The 18,292-nt window shown below is 39.1% G+C and carries 17 protein-coding genes; 13 read left to right on the top strand and 4 right to left on the bottom strand.

All coding sequences use genetic code 11. The annotated features are described in order from the left end of the window. Positions 1-2: 2 nt before the first annotated feature. Positions 3-1,391: a solute carrier family 23 protein gene (locus FNK51_RS12140; protein WP_098370666.1), complete on the top strand. Its 1,389-nt coding sequence runs from the start codon at positions 3-5 to the stop codon at positions 1,389-1,391. After that, a complete protein-coding gene (locus FNK51_RS12135; protein ID WP_098370665.1) occupies positions 1,388-2,827 on the top strand; it encodes an NAD-dependent succinate-semialdehyde dehydrogenase in 1,440 nt (479 codons plus the stop codon). Before FNK51_RS12140 ends, FNK51_RS12135 begins: the two co-directional genes overlap by 4 nt. Positions 2,828-3,152: 325 nt before the next feature. Here FNK51_RS12135 and anmK read toward each other — a convergent pair whose 3' ends face one another. Both anmK and FNK51_RS12125 read right to left on the bottom strand, forming a co-directional pair. Further along, on the bottom strand, positions 3,153-4,313 hold the full coding sequence (gene anmK, locus FNK51_RS12130) for an anhydro-N-acetylmuramic acid kinase AnmK (RefSeq protein ID WP_141993488.1): 1,161 nt from the start codon (positions 4,311-4,313) through the stop codon (positions 3,153-3,155). A 158-nt stretch (positions 4,314-4,471) separates the two neighbouring features. Next, entirely contained in the window at positions 4,472-6,082 is a 1,611-nt protein-coding gene (locus tag FNK51_RS12125) for a glycoside hydrolase family 10-like protein (RefSeq protein ID WP_141993487.1), read from the bottom strand. 329 nt (positions 6,083-6,411) lie between these two features. On the opposite strand from FNK51_RS12125, the gene murQ reads away from it, so the two are divergent. From murQ to FNK51_RS12075, 10 genes are all read left to right on the top strand, one after another. Further along, positions 6,412-7,296 carry an N-acetylmuramic acid 6-phosphate etherase gene (murQ, locus tag FNK51_RS12120; protein ID WP_098370662.1) on the top strand — a complete coding sequence of 295 codons (885 nt, stop codon included), beginning with the start codon at positions 6,412-6,414 and terminating at the stop codon, positions 7,294-7,296. A 41-nt stretch (positions 7,297-7,337) separates the two neighbouring features. Beyond that, positions 7,338-7,643 (top strand): PTS sugar transporter subunit IIB, encoded by a 306-nt coding sequence (locus tag FNK51_RS12115; protein WP_061463755.1) that lies wholly within the window; start codon positions 7,338-7,340, stop codon positions 7,641-7,643. Between the two features lie 49 nt (positions 7,644-7,692). Next, positions 7,693-8,982, top strand: a complete 1,290-nt coding sequence (locus FNK51_RS12110; RefSeq protein WP_098370661.1) for a PTS sugar transporter subunit IIC — start codon at positions 7,693-7,695, stop codon at positions 8,980-8,982. Positions 8,983-9,053: 71 nt separating this feature from the next. Next, positions 9,054-9,338, top strand: a complete 285-nt coding sequence (locus tag FNK51_RS12105; RefSeq protein ID WP_098370660.1) for a hypothetical protein — start codon at positions 9,054-9,056, stop codon at positions 9,336-9,338. A gap of 41 nt (positions 9,339-9,379) precedes the next feature. Beyond that, positions 9,380-10,726 carry a 6-phospho-beta-glucosidase gene (locus tag FNK51_RS12100; RefSeq protein ID WP_141993486.1) on the top strand — a complete coding sequence of 449 codons (1,347 nt, stop codon included), beginning with the start codon at positions 9,380-9,382 and terminating at the stop codon, positions 10,724-10,726. An 80-nt stretch (positions 10,727-10,806) separates the two neighbouring features. Then, the gene (locus FNK51_RS12095; protein ID WP_098370658.1) at positions 10,807-11,136 is read left to right on the top strand and encodes a PTS lactose/cellobiose transporter subunit IIA; all 330 of its coding nucleotides are present in this window, start codon (positions 10,807-10,809) and stop codon (positions 11,134-11,136) included. Between the two features lie 15 nt (positions 11,137-11,151). Beyond that, positions 11,152-12,237, top strand: coding sequence for a DUF871 domain-containing protein (locus FNK51_RS12090; RefSeq protein WP_098370657.1), 1,086 nt, complete (start codon positions 11,152-11,154; stop codon positions 12,235-12,237). A 59-nt stretch (positions 12,238-12,296) separates the two neighbouring features. Continuing rightward, positions 12,297-13,193, top strand: a complete 897-nt coding sequence (locus FNK51_RS12085; protein WP_141993485.1) for an N-acetylglucosamine kinase — start codon at positions 12,297-12,299, stop codon at positions 13,191-13,193. 25 nt (positions 13,194-13,218) lie between these two features. After that, positions 13,219-14,085: a MurR/RpiR family transcriptional regulator gene (locus FNK51_RS12080; protein WP_098370655.1), complete on the top strand. Its 867-nt coding sequence runs from the start codon at positions 13,219-13,221 to the stop codon at positions 14,083-14,085. Positions 14,086-14,213: 128 nt separating this feature from the next. Further along, positions 14,214-15,002 (top strand): GntR family transcriptional regulator, encoded by a 789-nt coding sequence (locus FNK51_RS12075; RefSeq protein WP_141993484.1) that lies wholly within the window; start codon positions 14,214-14,216, stop codon positions 15,000-15,002. 124 nt (positions 15,003-15,126) lie between these two features. Here FNK51_RS12075 and FNK51_RS12070 read toward each other — a convergent pair whose 3' ends face one another. Both FNK51_RS12070 and FNK51_RS12065 read right to left on the bottom strand, forming a co-directional pair. After that, a complete protein-coding gene (locus FNK51_RS12070) occupies positions 15,127-16,332 on the bottom strand; it encodes an MFS transporter (protein WP_098370653.1) in 1,206 nt (401 codons plus the stop codon). 25 nt (positions 16,333-16,357) lie between these two features. Further along, on the bottom strand, positions 16,358-16,939 hold the full coding sequence (locus FNK51_RS12065) for a TetR/AcrR family transcriptional regulator (protein WP_098370652.1): 582 nt from the start codon (positions 16,937-16,939) through the stop codon (positions 16,358-16,360). A gap of 428 nt (positions 16,940-17,367) precedes the next feature. Here FNK51_RS12065 and FNK51_RS12060 point away from each other — a divergent pair, with 428 nt between their 5' ends. Next, positions 17,368-18,108 (top strand): VCBS repeat-containing protein, encoded by a 741-nt coding sequence (locus FNK51_RS12060; protein ID WP_286178693.1) that lies wholly within the window; start codon positions 17,368-17,370, stop codon positions 18,106-18,108. Positions 18,109-18,292 lie beyond the last annotated feature (184 nt).

The following is an 18,292-nucleotide window of genomic DNA, read 5'->3' as shown; positions in this document are numbered from 1 at the left end:
ATATGAAATGGAAAAACCGTCGCTACGGAGATGAGACATCGTATATACCTGCGGGACCTTTTAAAATTAGACTTCCATTTGTCCATTATCGTTTTGAGTGGCCTGACTATGTTCAAGGGTTATTGATGTGTGCAGTTGACCTTGGAGCGATTACACTGCTTGCAGACCATCTGGGGATGCCTTTTGATGTAGCTCTAGCCGTCGTTGTCTTGAATGGATTATTGTATTTAGCACATCATTTACTCGGGGACCCAGTTATACCAGGTTGGATTACACCTGCGGTTCCATTGCTTGTATTGTTCGTCGGGCAATTTCCGGAAGGACCTGATCGGGTATATGCACTCGTTGCATTTCAATTAACATTAGGTATTTTATCGATAGTGCTTGGAATGACCGGACTTGCCAGTAAGGTCGTACGATTAGTGCCGAATGCAATTAAATCAGGCATCATTTTAGGGGCAGGAATTGGTGCTGTCGTATCCATTTTCGAAGTGGGTGGAAAGTTTGATTTATTTCCTTATACAATAAGCATTTGTATCGGATTTGCCTTTTACTTGCTTTTTTCGAAAAATTTCGGAAAGTTAAAAATGCGAAATAAAGTTTGGGTATTCATAGGCAATTTAGGGATATTGCCAGCAATCTTGCTTGCGGTCTTTGTAGCCCCTATTTTTGGTGAAGCAAAATGGCCTGATATTCAATGGGGATTCAGCAGTCCGGACTTTGCTACGCTTTGGTCGGACTATACTGTGTTCGGTTTAGGTTTCCCTGCCTTGACCTTCTTTTTAAGTGCGATTCCAGCTGTTTTTGCCACTTATTTAGTTGTATTCGGGGATGTGCTGAAAACAAAAGCATTGCTTTCTGAATCCGATGAGGTCAGGGAAGATGAAAAAGTGGACTATAATCCAAACAGAGCTCATTTAATTTTTGGCGGCCGAAATGTGATCATGAGTTTTATCGGACCTGATATAACAATGTGCGGTCCGTTGTGGGCAGCCATGCAGGTCGTGGTTGTAGAACGGTTCAAGAATGGCAAGAAAGCCATGAATTCTTTCTTCGGCGGTGCTGGCTCGTTCCGTTGGGGTACGAATACAGGGTTATTCTTATTGCCGGTAGTCAGCTTGGTTGAACCAATTCTCGGTGTGGCCTTGGCCCTAACGCTTTTGGTTCAAGGATATGTTAGCGTACGCGTCGGTGTGATGCAGGCGAAGAGCCAACGTGACCTGGGAATTGCAGGGGTCGTCGCTGCCATCCTTGTTATAAAAGGTGCTGGAATGGCGTTTGCAGCGGGAATTCTATTATGTGTCCTTCTATATGGCAAGGACTTTTTCAAAGGTGAGAATGATAAGACTTTTACAGATCATGCAGAAGAAGAGGAGATTAAAGCAGGATGAAAAAAGTAGTGGAAAAATGGCCAATTTATATAAACGGCGAACCTGTTCATACAGAGCGTCATTTTGTAGTGGAAAATCCAGCAACATTGGAGCCTGTGGGGTATGTTCCGGACGCTAATGAAAAAGAGGCAAAGGCTGCTGTGGATGCAGCTCAAGCTGCTTTTCTGACTTGGTCGAGAACCAGTGCATATCATAGGGCGGAATTACTTGAGAAGTGGTACACGATCATTGAGAACAGGCTGGATGAAATCGCAACGATCATGACACTGGAACAAGGAAAGCCATTGGCCGAAGCAAAAGGTGAAATGAAATATGCTTCAAGTTTCGTGAAATGGTTTGCTGAAGAGGCAAAGCGTAACTATGGGGAAATCATTCCAGCCTCTGTTGCTTCAAAGCGTATTTTAGTGCAAAAGCAGGCAGTCGGTGTCGTTGCTGCCATTACCCCGTGGAACTTTCCTGCTGCCATGATCACGAGGAAAGTGGCGCCAGCCCTTGCTGCAGGATGTACCGTGGTCATCAAACCCGCGGAACAAACGCCTTTGACCGCTTTGCTATTAGTTGAGAGTGCCCAGGAAGCAGGGATTCCGGCAGGTGTGATAAATATTGTAACAACACAAAAACCGGGAGATGTGTCAGACGTCTGGATGAATGATTCACGTGTTAAAAAGATCACATTTACTGGCTCCACTCCTGTAGGAAAACATCTAATGAAAAAGGCGGCAGAAACAGTAAAAAAAGTCTCGCTTGAACTCGGTGGATTGGCTCCGTTCATCATTGCTGAGGATGCTAATATCGAAGAAGCAGTAAATGGTTTGATTCAATCGAAATTCAGAAATGCTGGACAAACATGTATTTGTGCGAACCGAATATATGTCCATGAGACAATTGAACAGCCGTTTTTAGAAGCTTTCGAAGAAGCCGTCTTAACTTTGAAGGTTGGAAATGGAATGGAAGGAACCGATCTTGGTCCATTGATAGATGGAGCCGCAGTAAAAAAAGTTCAGTTTCAATTAGAGGATGCTGCAAGTAAAGGGGCTATCATCCATAAAACCTCAAAAGTAGATGAAAAACAAGGCTATTTTATAGCACCAGCCATACTTTCCAATGTAACGGATGATATGCTGTGCATGCAGGAAGAAACATTTGGGCCAATTGCGCCAGTCAGTACATTCAAAACCGATCAAGAAGCGATCGATCGTGCCAATAACACGAACTTTGGCTTGGCAGCTTATGTGTATACCGAGTCATTAAATAAGGCAGTTGCCTATTCGGATAGTCTTGAATATGGGATTGTCGGTATTAATGACAGTGCCCCATCCACTGCCCAAGCACCATTTGGAGGCATGAAGGAAAGTGGTTTAGGCAGGGAAGGTGGACACTACGGCATGGATGAATATTTGGAAGTGAAGTATGTCTCCATGCAGCTTGGTAAGTAAATAAAATAGAAGAGTCCGTCATGATTCTTCAGGCAAAAAAAAGAGCAGAAGGCACATCAAATATCGATGTGCCTCCTGCTCTTTTCCAATGGTTAAAAAGCATACGTTCCTTCAATGGCAAATCCAAATATGACGTTATTTTCTTCAAATAGCTGCTTCAGAATAAATACTCCAAGTGGGGGGTACGTTTACAGATATGTAAGGGGGATCGCAATCATACTAGGTGATTGCCATTAAAGTGAATTTATGACGAATCAAATGAAAAAACCCCCTAAGAAATCTAAGGGGGAAGGGAGGCATTTATTAAACATATTTTATCTTATGTTTACTTACTAATTCGATATAAAGGAGGGAAGGTCATGTTTCCAAGGATGACATCGAAGTCAGCACCGGTAGCCTTGGGAACGTTACTTGTATTACCATGGAAAGTCTCATTTGCAAGTAATGCAAAGGCCACCGCTTCTTTCGCTTCGGAAGAGTATCCCAAATCTTCTTGAGTCAAGACTTGAATAGAATTTCCAAGCAGTAATTGAATCATATTTAATAACGTTTTGTTATAGCTTCCACCGCCGCCAATAATCACTTCTTCAATATTGGTTTTTGGAAAGATGAAATTTCGATAGTTCTCCACAATGGACTTTGCTGTAAACATCGTTACTGTTGCTAAAATATCTTGACTTGGAAGTGATTCAAACATCTTTAATAGTTTTAATACATATTCCTTGCCAAACAATTCCCTGCCAGTTGATTTTGGAGGAGGGCTCATAATAAAAGGATGACTGATGCAATAAGATAAAAGTTCGTCATTGATTTTTCCTTGTTTAGCTATGTTACCACCTTCGTCATAGCTTATATTGAACAATTGGCGGCATACTTCATCAATGATCATATTTCCAGGCCCTGTATCAAAAGCATACATGTCATTAAGAGATGCTTGCTTGGGTAAGACGGTTACATTTCCAATGCCCCCTATGTTTTGAAGTAATCTTCCCTTCCCTTCACTTCTATAAAGAATGTATTCGGTAAAAGGAACAAGAGGAGCTCCTTGTCCACCAGCTGCCATGTCCATCGTACGAAAATTAGAGATTACAAGTGTGTTTGTATCGTGAGCAATTACTGCGGCTTCCCCAATTTGCAAAGTGGAGGGTATATAATTTTGGTCCTTTAAAGGCTGGTGGTAAATGGTTTGTCCATGGGATCCAATAAGATCCAGTTTATTAATGGGAAATCCAGCTTTATGACAAACTTCCTTTACCGCAGTGGCAAATAATTTTCCTAATTTAAAATTCAAACTGCATATTAATTGAACATTGGATGTGACTGCAGATAAAGACTGGATAATTTCTTTTTCAATATCCTCTGGGAAAGGGCATGTCATGAACTCAATCATTTCCATTTCAGTCTCGAGTCCACTATTATTCACCCGAACAAGTGCGGCATCAATTCCATCCAGCGATGTTCCGGACATTAATCCAACTATGTACATCGTCATTCCACCTACTTCGATTCTTTTATAATCCTGATTTAGCATGAACAGTATATGATACTAAGATAAGACCATTTCTAATATATTGTTTAATATATACCTTACGTCCATTGTTCACTGACATGCGCCACTTGAACCGTAAAGCTATTTCTTGAAGATTATTTTACTTTTATATTAATCTGTTTAGTTTGTTTACTTTCATTGTGGGTTCGGTCTAAGGCAGTCACAACATATGTGTAAGTCTTTCCTTTTTCTACACTGCCGTCAATAAACAATTGACGTTTATTTTCTTTATGCACTGTGGCAAGTAAGTTCGTTGAGTCTTCTATGTTTCCTTTTTTCTTCCCATCAAAACGATAAATAGCATAATAGGATGCATCTGATTGCTTGTGATCGTGAATTTCAAATTGTATTCCATCTCCTGCTTGTGTTGCCTTGCTCACCTTTGGAGCCTTTGGGGCATGATCATCAATCCAAGGCATGGCAGGAACCAATGCGGGATGCTTATAAATATCCTCGCTTAAGCGATCCGCTATCCCAAGGGGGTTTTTCCGTAAATCTTTGGCACTGAAATGCATGCTTCCATCAAATTCCTTATATGTTCGATTCAGTTTTAACTGGTTTGGCATTTCTTCAGGATTGAACCAGTTTTGGACACCATTGGACTCTGTATTAATTTTATAGTCTCCTTGTCCAATATAGAGTTGAACATTTTTACCTTTGACTTCTTTTGTCCACCAATCAAGAAGTTTGGCATAGTCAGCTACTGGCAATCCTATATTCCAATATAATTGAGGGGCAATATAATCAATGTATCCATTATTGATCCACGTTCTGGTATCCGCATATAAATCATCGTAATTCGTTTGTCCAGCGGCAGTGTCAGATCCTGTGGGATCAACTGCTTTGTTGCGCCAAACTCCAAATGGGCTTATACCAAACTTCACATATGATTTTTCTGCCTTGATTTCTTCATTTATATTCTTAACAAGGTTATTTACATTATCCCTTCGCCAATCTTCCACATTTGTAAATCTATCTGCTCCATATTTTTGATAGGAAATTTCATCTGGGAAAGGTACTCCTGCAATTTTGTAAGGATAGAAATAATCGTCCATATGGACTGCATCAATATCATAATTCTTAACAACTTCCATTATTCCATCGATCACAAACCGTTGTACGCCAGGAATGCCTGGGTCAAAGTACAACTGTTGTCCATATGGTATGACCCAATCAGGGTGCTTTCTAGCAGGATGAGATTCTGGAAGATTATCAATATCCGATAATTCAGCTGTCTTACCTAAAGGCATAGTAATGCGATATGGATTAAACCACGCATGAAATTCCATATTACGATCATGTGCTGCCTCTACCATGAATGCAAGAGGGTCATACCCAGGGTCTTTTCCTTGGACTCCTGTTAAATATTTTGACCAAAGACCGTATTCAGAAGGGTAAAAAGCATCTGCAGTTGGTTTAATTTGCATAACTACAGCATTCATCCCCATTGCTTTTTGTTCATCCAAATATTTTATGAATTCTTCTTTCTGTGCTGATATGGATAAACCTGGTTTGGACGGCCAGTCAATATTTAATACAGTTGCAATCCAAGTTGCGCGCAGTTCCTGTTTTACATAAGTAGTTTGCTGAGGGATAGTCCCCGTTTCTGCATGTGCAATCAAATCGGATGGAAGGAGAAGTGATCCTCCCACCAAAGCGGCTAGCGCCAGTGAACCAAATCTTGTCTTTGTAATTCTTTCATTCATCAATAGTACAACCTCATTTCATTATAATATTTATATTTAATTATTTGTAAGCGTTAACAAATAATGAATATATGAATTTGTCACATATGAATAGTGAGATAAGATTTAAACAATAAAAAGAATCGGAGGTTTGGTTCATAAAATGGCTAGTCAATCATTTCTAATTTTTAGTAGAAAGATAACAATCATTTAGCTATCTACCGTTTATTTTAAAATTAATTTTTAAAAATGTATACACAATATTGAAATTAATTTTTAATAATGATATATTCTCTATAGCTAAAAAAGTTTCACCACTTTCACCACTGAAATAAAAAAGGATGATATGTATGCTAGAGCATTTAACGACAGAGCGTCGTAATGAAAAGACCATGAGTTTGGATGAAATGGGAACACTTGAATTTTTAGAGGTAATGAACGAAGAAGACATTAAAGTTGCCCATTGTGTAAAAAAAGAACTTCCGCAAATTTCTAAAGCCGTGGAGATGATCGTCGAAGCCATGAAAAAAAACGGCAGATTAATTTACATGGGTGCAGGAACAAGCGGGCGCATCGGGTTATTGGATGCAGTAGAATGTCCCCCGACATTCAATACCGATCCTAGTGAAGTAGTGGGTCTTATAGCCGGTGGGGAAAAGGCTTTCATTAAGGCAGTTGAAGGTGCTGAAGACAGTTTTGAATTAGGTCCTGAAGATTTGAAGAAAATCGAATTAACAAACAGGGACGTGGTAGTGGGCATTGCAGCTAGTGGACGCACTCCATATGTTATTGCTGGATTGGAATATGCCAATCAAGTTGGTGCAGGAACTGTGTCGATAAGCTGTAACAAAGGTTCTGAGATAGGTAAGATTGCAAAAGTTGCGATTGAAGTTGTAAACGGGCCTGAAGTCCTGACGGGTTCTACCCGTTTAAAAGCTGGAACATCGCAAAAGTTAGTATGCAACATGCTTTCCACCGCCTCAATGGTTGGAGTTGGTAAAGTTTATGGTAATTTAATGGTAGATTTACAGTTAACTAATGAAAAGCTAGTTGAACGCGCAAAACGTATTATCATGGATGCTACTGACTGTAGCTATGAAATTGCAGATGAATTTTTAAAAAAGGCAAATGCCCAGCCTAAAATTGCAATTGTCATGATTTTAACGAATGTTTCATATGAAGAAGCCTCAAATCGTTTAGTGAAAGCACAAGGATTCATAAGAAAAACGATTTAACGCTTTTTATAAAAAAAATAAAAAAATTGGAGGAACAAAGAATGAAGGTATTATTCGTATGCTCAGGTGGAATGTCTAGTGCAATCGTTGTAAGCGCTTTAAAAAAGGAAGGGGAAAAACAGGGTGTAACCATAGAAGTATTGGCAGTCGGCACTCAAGAATTTGATGCAGAAGTACGAAATGGCTGGGATGTTGCAATGGTAGCTCCGCAAGTCAAACATCGTTTCGATGGCTTTAAGGCATCGGCAGATGAAGCGGGCGTCCCATGTGAAGCCATTCCAGCCCAAGCTTATAGCCCTCTTGGCGGACCTAAACTATTAAAACTGGTAACGGAACTAGCAAAATAATAATCTAATTACTATTTCTTTTCACTAAACGTAAAAGGGGAAAACACGAATGGACAAGTTTGTAGCTTTTTTAGAAAATAATCTTTCAACACCTATGGCTAAATTGTCTGAGCAAAAACATTTACGCGCGATTCGGGATGGTGTGGTTTCTGCGTTACCTTTCATCATCTTTGGCAGTTTATTCTTGATCATTGCATTTCCGCCCGTTGCAGCAGATACTGCATTAGGTGAATGGTCTGCAAAACATATAGCTGAAATTTTAATTCCATATCGATTAACGATGTTTATCATGACGCTATATATTACTTTTGGTATAGGCTACAGTTTATCTCAAAGCTATAAACTTGATCCGCTATCTGGAGGTTTACTATCATTAGCAGCCTTCCTGTTCACAATTGGTGTAAAGATGATGGATGATGTGGGGTTTGTTTTGCCAATGACAAATCTCGGAGGCCATGGTCTTTTTGTAGGAATGATTGTATCCATTTTTGCTGTCGAAATTTTACGTCTTTGTAAGACAAAAAATATCACAATCAAAATGCCTGATTCTGTTCCAACTTCAGTGGCCCGTTCATTTGAAGCATTAATACCAGTTTCAATTGTACTGCTTGTTATGACTTTAATTACAGTCGTTTTTGCTGTTGATTTACATTCACTTGTCGATAAAGCGGTTGCACCACTCATCAGTGCAGGCGATACATTGCCAGGTGTATTAATTCCAGTATTTTTGATTACATTCTTTTGGTCATTTGGTATTCATGGCGTATCAGTCGTAGGTGCCGTAGCTCGCCCGGTATGGGAAGTATACTTGGGGAATAACTCTGCAGCGGTTGCAGCTGGAAAGGCAATTCCCCACATCGCTCCTGAAACATTCTTCCAATGGTTTATTTGGATTGGTGGGTCTGGTGCAACATTGGGTTTAGTAATAGCCATGCTCTTAACGGCAAAGTCTACCTATAGTAAAGCAATGGGGAAAGCAACAATTGTGCCAAGCATTTTTAACATCAATGAACCTGTCATCTTTGGGATGCCAATTGTACTAAACCCGGTACTGATTATTCCATTTATCATTACACCGCTAATTGGTGCAACACTTGCATATATAGCAACGTCCATCGGACTGGTGAACCCGACATATGTAATGGTTCCCTGGACATTGCCCGCTCCAATAGGTGCCTACCTTTCAACAGGCGGTGATTGGAGAGCCATTGTTCTAGTGATGGTGAATTTAACTATTTCCGTTATTATTTATCTGCCATTCTTTAAGATGTACGATAAAAAGCTTTTAGCGCAGGAAAACATGGTGGAAACAACGGATAATAAAAATATCGCTTTATAAGGAATACCTAAAAGGGAGTTTGGGACTAAATGCTCCAAACTCCTTTTATGAATTGAGAGGGGGGAAAGGACATGAATTCAACTTCTAGAATCCACTTTTTTAGTTACAAAAGTGCCTTTCTATTTTTTAGCTTCATTCTTGTTTTTAATTTTATCTTTAACAGATTCATGGATGCCTTTGAGATAAATAAACAATTATCACTATACTTGGGAAATACCTTTGCCATAAGCGCAGGATTGACGATGGTTGTTTGTTTTGTTGAAGGTAAGTTTAAAAACAAGAAACAAGCATCACTATTATTCTTGTCTTTATTAGCGGTAAGCGCACTGGTTTGTTATGCAATCATCTATAAATAATATGAAGAATTCAGATTAGCTTACTATGAGGTGTTAGGGGAATGGAAATGAAAAACGGGTTGAAGATTGCCACAATTGGTGGAGGCTCCAGTTATACACCAGAATTAATAGAAGGTTTTATTAAACGATATGATGAGTTGCCTATTAGAGAACTGTGGTTAGTGGATATTGAGGCAGGAAAAGAAAAACTGGAGATTGTAGGAACATTAGCAAAGCGTATGGTTGAAAAAGCAGGACTTCCAATGGAAATACATTTAACGTTAGACCGCCGTCAAGCCTTGCAAAATGCTGATTTTGTCACAACGCAAATGAGAGTGGGTTTACTTGATGCACGAATCAAGGACGAGCGGATCCCATTGGACTTAGGCTTAATTGGTCAAGAAACAAATGGTGCAGGAGGATTGTCCAAAGCATTACGAACTATCCCCATACTTCTGGAAATTGCAGAAGAAATGCAGGAGCTCTGCCCTGATGCATGGTTAATTAATTTCACAAATCCTGCTGGGATGGTAACGGAAGCCCTTCTTCGCTACAGTAAGCATAAAAAAGTTATTGGGGTATGCAATGTTCCATTTAATATGCATATGTCTATTTCTAACATGCTTGGTGTTGATATGAAGAGAGTGCACATAGATTTCGCCGGGTTAAACCATATGGTTTTCGGGATGCATGTGTTCGTTGATGATCAAGAAGTCACAGATAAAGTGCTTGAAATGCTTGGCAATCCTGAAATTCAAATGACGATGAAGAATATTGCCCCATTGGCTTGGAACAGAAGATTTTTGAAATCTTTAGGAGTGGTGCCTTGCCCGTACCATCGTTATTATTACAAAACAAAAACGATTTTAGAAGAAGAGTTGGAAGCATTCAAATCTGGGGAAACTCGAGCAGAAGTTGTGAAAAAATTAGAAGAAGGTTTGTTTGACCTATACAAGGATGAAACCCTTGACATCAAGCCTCCACAATTAGAGCAACGCGGTGGAGCTTACTATAGCGATGCAGCGTGTAACGTCATTTCTTCCATTTATAATGATAAAAAAGACATTCAAGTGCTAAATGTACAAAACAAAGGATCGATTACTGATATAGATTATGATTCAGCAGTCGAAGTAAGCTGTATCGTCACCAAAAATGGACCAATTCCTTTGTCTATGGGTAAATTACCCATACAAGTGCTTGGCTTAATTCAACAAATCAAATCATTTGAAAGAATTGGTGCTGAGGCAGCCGTTACAGGTTCTTATGATAAAGCGTTATTAGCTTTAACGATTAACCCGCTTATTCCAAGTGATGACTTGGCGGAAATTGTTTTACAAAAACTTTTAAAAGCGCATCAAGAATACTTACCACGATTCTTCAGTGAAAATGCTGTACCAAACATCAAGTGAATGGTGTTTTAAACAGTAAATATGGATTACAGGAATCCAATGAACCTTCAAAATCTAACATAAAATAGGAGTGTAATGATATGTCAACTGAAATGAACAATAACGAAATGGAGATTTTTGAAATAATATCACATAGTGGAAATGCGAGAAGTTTAGCATTCGACGCACTGAAGGAAGCGGAAGAATTCAATTTTGAAAAGGCAGAGGATCTAATTAAACAAGGTCAGGAAGAATTGAACTTGGCCCATAAAACACAAACCAAACTGATTCAAGCAGAATTGAATGGAGTTCCAAGTGAGAAAACTCTATTAATGATTCATGCTCAGGATCACTTGATGACGGCAATGAGTGAACAAAAGCTAATTGAACATATGATTCGCATTGTAAAAAAGCTAGCTCCACAACAGTAAAGAGGTGATTAAATAATGGGTAAACTCGGTATTTCTATCTATCCAGAGCATTCAACCGTTGAAAAAGACATGGAATACATTGCACTTGCACACAAATATGGATTCAAAAAGATCTTTACTTGCTTGCTATCAGTCGAAGGTGACAAAGAGAAGATTTTAAAAGAATTTAAAGAAACAATTCGTTATGCCAATCAATTGAATATGGAAGTGATGGTCGATATTGCTCCCCGAGTATTCGGTTCGCTAGGCATTTCTTATAATGACTTATCGTTTTTTGCAGAATTAGGTGCGTATGGGATCAGGCTGGACATGGGCTTTACAGGTAACGAAGAGTCGATTATGACACATAATCCATATGGTCTCAAAATTGAAATAAATATGAGCAATGCAACAAAATATTTAGAAAATATTATCGATTACAAACCAATTAAAGAGAATTTAGTCGGATCGCATAACTTCTATCCTCATCGCTATGCAGGATTGAGCTATCCTCATTTTATAAAATGCTGTGAGTCATTCAAAAAGCATAATATCCGCACGGCAGCTTTCATAAGCTCGCATGCAGCAACGTACGGACCTTGGCCAATAATGGAAGGTTTATGTACATTAGAAATGCACCGGGAATTGCCCATTACAACACAAGCAAAACACTTGTATGCGACAGGGTTGATTGATGATGTAATTATTGCAAATGCCTACGCATCCGAAGATGAATTGAAGCAGCTTAGCCTGTTAAATAGCGCTCTGTTAACATTTAATGTTAACCTTCACGAAACCATAACAGCTTTAGAGAAAAAAATAGTATTGGAAGAATTCCATTTTTACCGTGGAGATGTTTCCGATTATCTTATTCGCTCGACTCAATCACGCGTGAAATATAAGGGCAAAGAATTTAAACCAACATATACGCCTGACATTAGACGCGGTGATATTTTAATTGAAAATGAGCTCTATGGACAATATAAAGGGGAATTGCAGATTGCATTGAAGGAAATGAATAATTCGGGGAAAACAAATGTAGTTGGCCGAATAGCGGAAGAGGAAATTTTTCTCCTCGATTATTTGGAACCATGGGGTAAATTCCAATTCAATGTTAATTGAGAATCTACAGGGAAGGAAAGGTGATATTCCTTCCCTTTTTTACTGAATAGGAGAATGATATGAATTATATTATCGGTGTTGACGGCGGTGGCACCAAAACTGAAGCAGTGGCCTATGATTTAGAGGGAAATAAAATAAGTGAAGGCAAAGCGGGGTATGGTAACCTGCTAATAAATGAAAAACAAGCCATCGCTAACATTATACAGGCAATTGAACAATGCATAACGCCTATTGATAAGGGAAGCTGCGGTTACATTTGCTTAGGTTTAGCCGGGTATGGAGGAGTTGAAAATCCGCAGGGTATAAAAAGTGCATTAAGCAGGGCATTTAATGCCCCGTTCACGATCGTAAATGATGGAATTATCGCTCATGCTGCTTTACTAAAAGGAAATGATGGCATTTTGACCATATCCGGAACTGGATCTGTAAGTATCGGCATTCATAAAGGTATCGAGAAATCGGCTGGTGGCTGGGGACACATTCTTGGGGATGAAGGAAGTGGCTATTGGATTGCCATGCAGGCTTTTATAAAAATGACGAAAGAAGAGGATGAGGGATATGAATATAGCCATTTAACCGAGACAATACTTAAAAAACTTGGGCTTCATAGTGTAATGGAACTGAAGAAATTCATTTATTCCGCCACGAAATCCGAGATTGCCGCGTTTGTTCCCCTAATTGTCCAACATGCGGAGAAGGGCGATGGTTTCTCGCAAAATGTGCTGAATCAGGCCGGGTACCACCTTTCAAAACAAACGCTTGAGGTTATCAAGAAGTTAAAGTTAAGTAAGAATGTTACAATTGCAATAAAAGGTAGCATATTGACAAATATACGATTGGTGCAAAGCTCTTTCATCAATCATATTAAACTTGAAAAACCAAATGTGAAATTTGTTTTGGATGACGTATCAGCTACCTTGGGTTGTTACTACATAGCAATGAAGCAGTTAAAGTAAGTAAAGATCAAGGAGAGTAAACCATATGCACGTTGAAAATATTTTATTGAGAATTGAAAGCTTATTGAACCAGTTGCCTAATTCAGAAAGGAAAATTGCCCAATATATCTTAGAAAATCCACAAGATATTATTAGAATGACGATACATGAATTAGCTGAACATGCCAATGCCAGCAGTTCTGCAGTAACGAGATTCTGTCATTCTATAAAAGTTAACAGTTTTTCAGAACTGAAGGTATCCCTATCATCACTGATTTCCCAACCGGAGAAAAAAGGTTTCCATGACATAGAGCCTAATGAAACAATAGCGTCCATTAAAAATAAAATAGTGTCCAACTCTGTCCAAGCTATACAAGAAACGGCACATTATTTGGATGAGACCGTACTTGACAAAATCATTGAAACCATGAGGAGTGCAGATGTGATTTATGTCTATGGATTAGGGGCGTCATGGCTTGTTGCTGAAGATATTACACAGAAGTGGTTACGGTTAGGAAAGATTGTAAGTGCTAATCAAGACCCGCATATTACGGCCACTGCACTCGCTGCATCATCAAAGAATACCGTTTTTTTCTGTATTTCCAATAGTGGCGAAACTGAAGAAGTTCTGGAACTCGTTGATATTGCTAAAGCATATGGAATTAAAACAATTGGTTTATCACGATTGGGGAACAATGGGCTAACTAAAAAAGTTGATATGTCCCTAAATCATGTACGTGCACCGGAGGCAAAATTCCGAAGTGCTGCAACAAGTTCGCTTTTTGCACAATTTCTAACGGTCAGCATTATTTTCTATGCGTACGTTTCAAAATTCTATGATGAAAATAAAAATGAAATTGAACGTTCAAGGGAATCGGTATTGAAATTCACAAAAAGGAATTTGGATACTTAAATGTGAGTCTTATACTTATCGTGTTTATTAGCATGGATAGGGTCAACGAACGGAATTTTAGCTTGAGATGTTTCCGAACAGGATGCCTTGTAAAATTTACATCACGATGAAAGGAAGATGTACGCTAAATGATCCAAAAGAATTCTCCGAGTCCCATTTATCATCAACTTGAAGAGGAGATTAAAGGAGCGATTCAAAGTCTTGAATTGGTGCCAGGAGAGATGATTCCTTCAGAAAAAGAATACACTGAAAAATATGGAATAAGCAGGATGACGGTGAGACAGGCCATTTCTAACCTCGTAAATGGCGGTTATTTATACAGGAAGCGGGGAAAAGGAACATTCGTTGTTCAACAAAAATTAGAGCAACCCTTGCAAGGATTAACAAACTTTTCAGAGGATATGATTTCAAGAGGACTTAAACCAAGTACAGGAGTCATCAGTTTTACAGAGGTCAATGCTGATCATGAACTTGCTGCAAAGCTTGAGGTTGAAGAAGGAACTTCTATTTTCGAACTGGAACGTGTGAGGCTTGCTGATCAGTTGCCGATGGCATATGAAAGGCTATACATCTCAAAAGATCTTGCCCCGGATCTAACGGAAGAAATAGCCGTGAGTTCCATTCATGACTATGTTGAAAAAAACTTTGGCTTACAAATCGAGCATGGCAGACAGGTAATTGAAGCCGCCATTGCTCAAAAAAAAGAGGCGGAAATGCTCGAGGTAGCCGAAGGTTCCCCTTTATTGCTGATAGAACGAAGATTTATCCTAGATACCAATCGACCCCTTGGGGTTGTCAGATCTGTCTACCGTGCAGATCGATATAAATGCAGGATTAATTTGGAGCGTATATCATCAGCAATGAAAAACAGAATCCCACTCTTAAATAATAATAGCAAAAATAACTTATCTGGATAAGTTAAAACCCCTTGCCAATATGGACAAGGGGTTTTTTAGTAGAATATCACTTTTCAAGTTTGAGAGTTTTCTAGCTCGAAAAGGAAGGGTACTTTGAAAAATTAAGGAATTACAATCCGGGACATTAATATTTCGCTAAGCTTTCTGTCAATCGGTTTTCTTTCCAAATGACTGTAATGCCCAGGCCAATGACGATAATGACAGCAGCAAAAAGATAAGGGTAGTGGATGTTTACGTCAAACAGCAATCCTCCAATAGATGGCCCGGCGATATTCCCTAAGCTAGTATAGGTGGAGTTCATTCCAGCAACGAATCCTTGTTCTTTCCCGGCAGCTTTTGATAAAAATGTCGTCAATGCCGGACGAAGCAGGTCAAATGCAAGGAAGATGAAGCAAGTTACCACTAGAACTGCCAAAAAGCTAGAAATCATAGTGGACGCTACCGCAAAAATGGCACCGACGATTAAACATAATTGGATAAGCTTCTTTTCGCCGAGAATATCCACCAGTTTTCCAAACATAAATACTTGCACAACAACTCCGAAAATAGAGCTTATTGTAATGATAATTGCAATATCCTTCGGTGTGAAGCCGAATTTATGATCAGAAAATAGGCTAAACACAGTTTCATAGGCTGATAAACCAAAAGCGAGTACAAATACGATGATGAACGCAATAAAGTAAAGCGGATTAAGTGATCTTTTTAAATCGCCTATAAAGTTTGTTTGCTTTGTACTGGCAGAAACTTTTGCAAGCTGTTCCTTTGTAAGCGGCTCTTTTAAAATGAATATTGATGAAAGGCAAGCTACAAAAGCAATGGCCGCCGCAAGGAAGAAGGGCAATCGTATACCATATTCTGCAATAAAGCCACCGATACCGGGACCTATTATAAAACCTAAGCTAATGGCAGCTGAAATATAGCCCATTGCTTTTGGTCTTTCCTGGACGGATGTAATATCTGCAACATATGCAGTAACACCTGGCATGATAAAGGCGGCACTGATTCCCCCTAGGATCCTTGATAAATAAAACACCGATACGTTTGTCCCTACACCGAAGATAAGTTCTGAAACTCCAAAAAGGAATAAGCCGATGATGATGATTTTCTTTCTGCCGTAACGGTCAACCCAACGACCTGCGAATGGTGACATAACAAGCTGTGATACCGCAAATACGGCAACCAGATAGCCCATCGTACTTCCTGATAAATGCATGATATTCATAAATGACGGCATAACGGGGATGATGAGTCCAATTCCCAGAAAAGCAATGAATATATTGCTTAGAAGAATAATCAATACCGCCTTTTGTTCTTTAATTGGTTTATTCATGTGTTAACACCACTTTCTTTGTGAATCATTCTTGTGAAATACCTCTCCAAAACACTTTCCAAGAGGCTGCCAATTTATCCTTCAGCCGTTTCTCATCATTGCCGTACACAAGCTCAAGCAAAATGGAATCCACTACTCCCAAGAAAGCATAGGTCGGAGTTATGGCTGCATCTTCGACAATTAATTTGGCATTGATCCAATCCTGGAATTTACATTCCAGAATTGCCTGCACCTTTTCCTCGATATCTATGACCTCCTGCCCGATCTCTTTTTCAAGATGCGCTGGCGGAAAAAAGGACATACGCAGCCAAAACTTTATATGCTCATTTTTTTGGAAAAGATCGATGACCAATTGCAGGAATCCATATAAATCTTTTTCAGGATTTTTTGAATCGACTTTACTGAAATATTGGAGTTTCGAAGATAGCTCCGTCTCTTTCGCATCACGTAAAACTTGCAGAAAAAGATCATCCTTGCCTTTAAAATGGGCGTAAATGGATTGCTTTTTCATGCCCACTTCTTCAGCTATTAGAGAAAGGGACGCTCCTTCATAACCATGAATCGTGAAAAATTTTAGAGCGGCTTCCTTAATTTCATTACTTTTCAATAATATCACCTCATAATTTAACGAACGTTCGTCAGTTATAATAGCAAATTAAATAAATATATGCAAGCAAAAAAAGTTCATAAAGAGGTATTAGGCAACAGAAATCATTCATAATAAGGGCGCTATATTTGAAAAGGACATTATTGTTGTTTCCAGCAATAGATATGTACTCAAGATTATTCACTAAATTCCCGCATATAATTCATATGGATAATAAAGAGACAGGGGGGATTAAGGTGGATACGTATGACATCAGAAAAGTGATCCATTACTATTACACAAAAATACAAGAAACGAATGACCCCTATTATTGGTACTGTTTGGCTGAGACTCAAAGTAGGGCCGGTTTAACAAGTGAAGCGATGCAAACGATTGATAACGCCTTGTCGCTTCCAAATCCTTATCCTTCAAAGCAGGAACTGCTAGATATGCAATTGAGCTTTCAATCTGCTCTTTCAAGGGAAATGAACTTGTACAGAACAGTCACAGTGACCTCAAAGCAAGGCGATATTGATGGGGACGGGACAAAGGACAATGTTTTTCTTACCGCAAACAAAACCCCTGATAGCCCCTTTTGGAGGAATGTAACTTTGGTTATCCAAAATGGGAGGACTAATCAATATGAACAAGTTCCCATGAAAAATAACGCAGGATATAATCCGACCCTTTTTCTGGGTGATTTTACAGGTAACAAAGGGGATGACATTTTAGTGGTCATTGATACAGGAGGAAGCGGTGGTTCCATTTATGCGTATGTTTTTTCATATCTTAACGGTCAACTGATGACCATTTTTAATTCAGACGCATTCAATGAAACCTATAAATACGATGTTAATTATGAAAACCAATACAAAGCAAAGGTGAATAGTTATTACCTAAAAGAAAGGTACATTCTTGACCTTACTTATAAGGATAAGGAATATTTATCTGAAATTTATGACAAGGATGGTGTATTGAAGGCGCCGATAGAAGGATGGGTCAATCCTTTATCTGGTTTATATCCGGTTGATTACAATAGGGATGGCATATATGAGCTCGAAGCGTATCAGAGGATCGCAGGGAGATATAATGCCGACTCACTGGGATTTGTACAGACTGTATTGAAATGGAACGGGCTAGCGTTTGCTCCTGACAGGCAGAATGTGGCTATTTTTGGAGGGGAAATATAGCACATTGGAATAGAAAGTTCATGAACAAGGTAAGGGCGAAATCTTCGCCCAAAAGAAACCGGTAAATATTCTTGGCAATTGTTCAGCGATTGTGTACTTTTCGAAGATAATTGAACCGGCTAAGCGGACGTGATGGTTTCCTCACCTCATCTACGATTTCAAGGGGAGTAATGCTAGTAGGAAT

It is taken from the genome of Bacillus sp. B4EP4a, assembly GCF_006680105.1.
In the GTDB taxonomy this organism is placed as follows: domain Bacteria; phylum Bacillota; class Bacilli; order Bacillales; family DSM-1321; genus Peribacillus; species Peribacillus simplex_E.
The sequence above is the reverse complement of the archived record's forward strand: the minus strand, read 5'-3'. Positions and strand labels throughout refer to the sequence as shown.

Coding starts and splice junctions, on each gene's coding strand:
- FNK51_RS12140 (WP_098370666.1), top strand. CDS start 3: ATGAAATGGAAAAACCGTCGCTACGGAGATGAGACATCGTATATACCT.
- FNK51_RS12135 (WP_098370665.1), top strand. CDS start 1,388: ATGAAAAAAGTAGTGGAAAAATGGCCAATTTATATAAACGGCGAACCT.
- anmK (WP_141993488.1), bottom strand. CDS start 4,313: ATGTACATAGTTGGATTAATGTCCGGAACATCGCTGGATGGAATTGAT.
- FNK51_RS12125 (WP_141993487.1), bottom strand. CDS start 6,082: ATGAATGAAAGAATTACAAAGACAAGATTTGGTTCACTGGCGCTAGCC.
- murQ (WP_098370662.1), top strand. CDS start 6,412: ATGCTAGAGCATTTAACGACAGAGCGTCGTAATGAAAAGACCATGAGT.
- FNK51_RS12115 (WP_061463755.1), top strand. CDS start 7,338: ATGAAGGTATTATTCGTATGCTCAGGTGGAATGTCTAGTGCAATCGTT.
- FNK51_RS12110 (WP_098370661.1), top strand. CDS start 7,693: ATGGACAAGTTTGTAGCTTTTTTAGAAAATAATCTTTCAACACCTATG.
- FNK51_RS12105 (WP_098370660.1), top strand. CDS start 9,054: ATGAATTCAACTTCTAGAATCCACTTTTTTAGTTACAAAAGTGCCTTT.
- FNK51_RS12100 (WP_141993486.1), top strand. CDS start 9,380: ATGGAAATGAAAAACGGGTTGAAGATTGCCACAATTGGTGGAGGCTCC.
- FNK51_RS12095 (WP_098370658.1), top strand. CDS start 10,807: ATGTCAACTGAAATGAACAATAACGAAATGGAGATTTTTGAAATAATA.
- FNK51_RS12090 (WP_098370657.1), top strand. CDS start 11,152: ATGGGTAAACTCGGTATTTCTATCTATCCAGAGCATTCAACCGTTGAA.
- FNK51_RS12085 (WP_141993485.1), top strand. CDS start 12,297: ATGAATTATATTATCGGTGTTGACGGCGGTGGCACCAAAACTGAAGCA.
- FNK51_RS12080 (WP_098370655.1), top strand. CDS start 13,219: ATGCACGTTGAAAATATTTTATTGAGAATTGAAAGCTTATTGAACCAG.
- FNK51_RS12075 (WP_141993484.1), top strand. CDS start 14,214: ATGATCCAAAAGAATTCTCCGAGTCCCATTTATCATCAACTTGAAGAG.
- FNK51_RS12070 (WP_098370653.1), bottom strand. CDS start 16,332: ATGAATAAACCAATTAAAGAACAAAAGGCGGTATTGATTATTCTTCTA.
- FNK51_RS12060 (WP_286178693.1), top strand. CDS start 17,368: ATGCAATTGAGCTTTCAATCTGCTCTTTCAAGGGAAATGAACTTGTAC.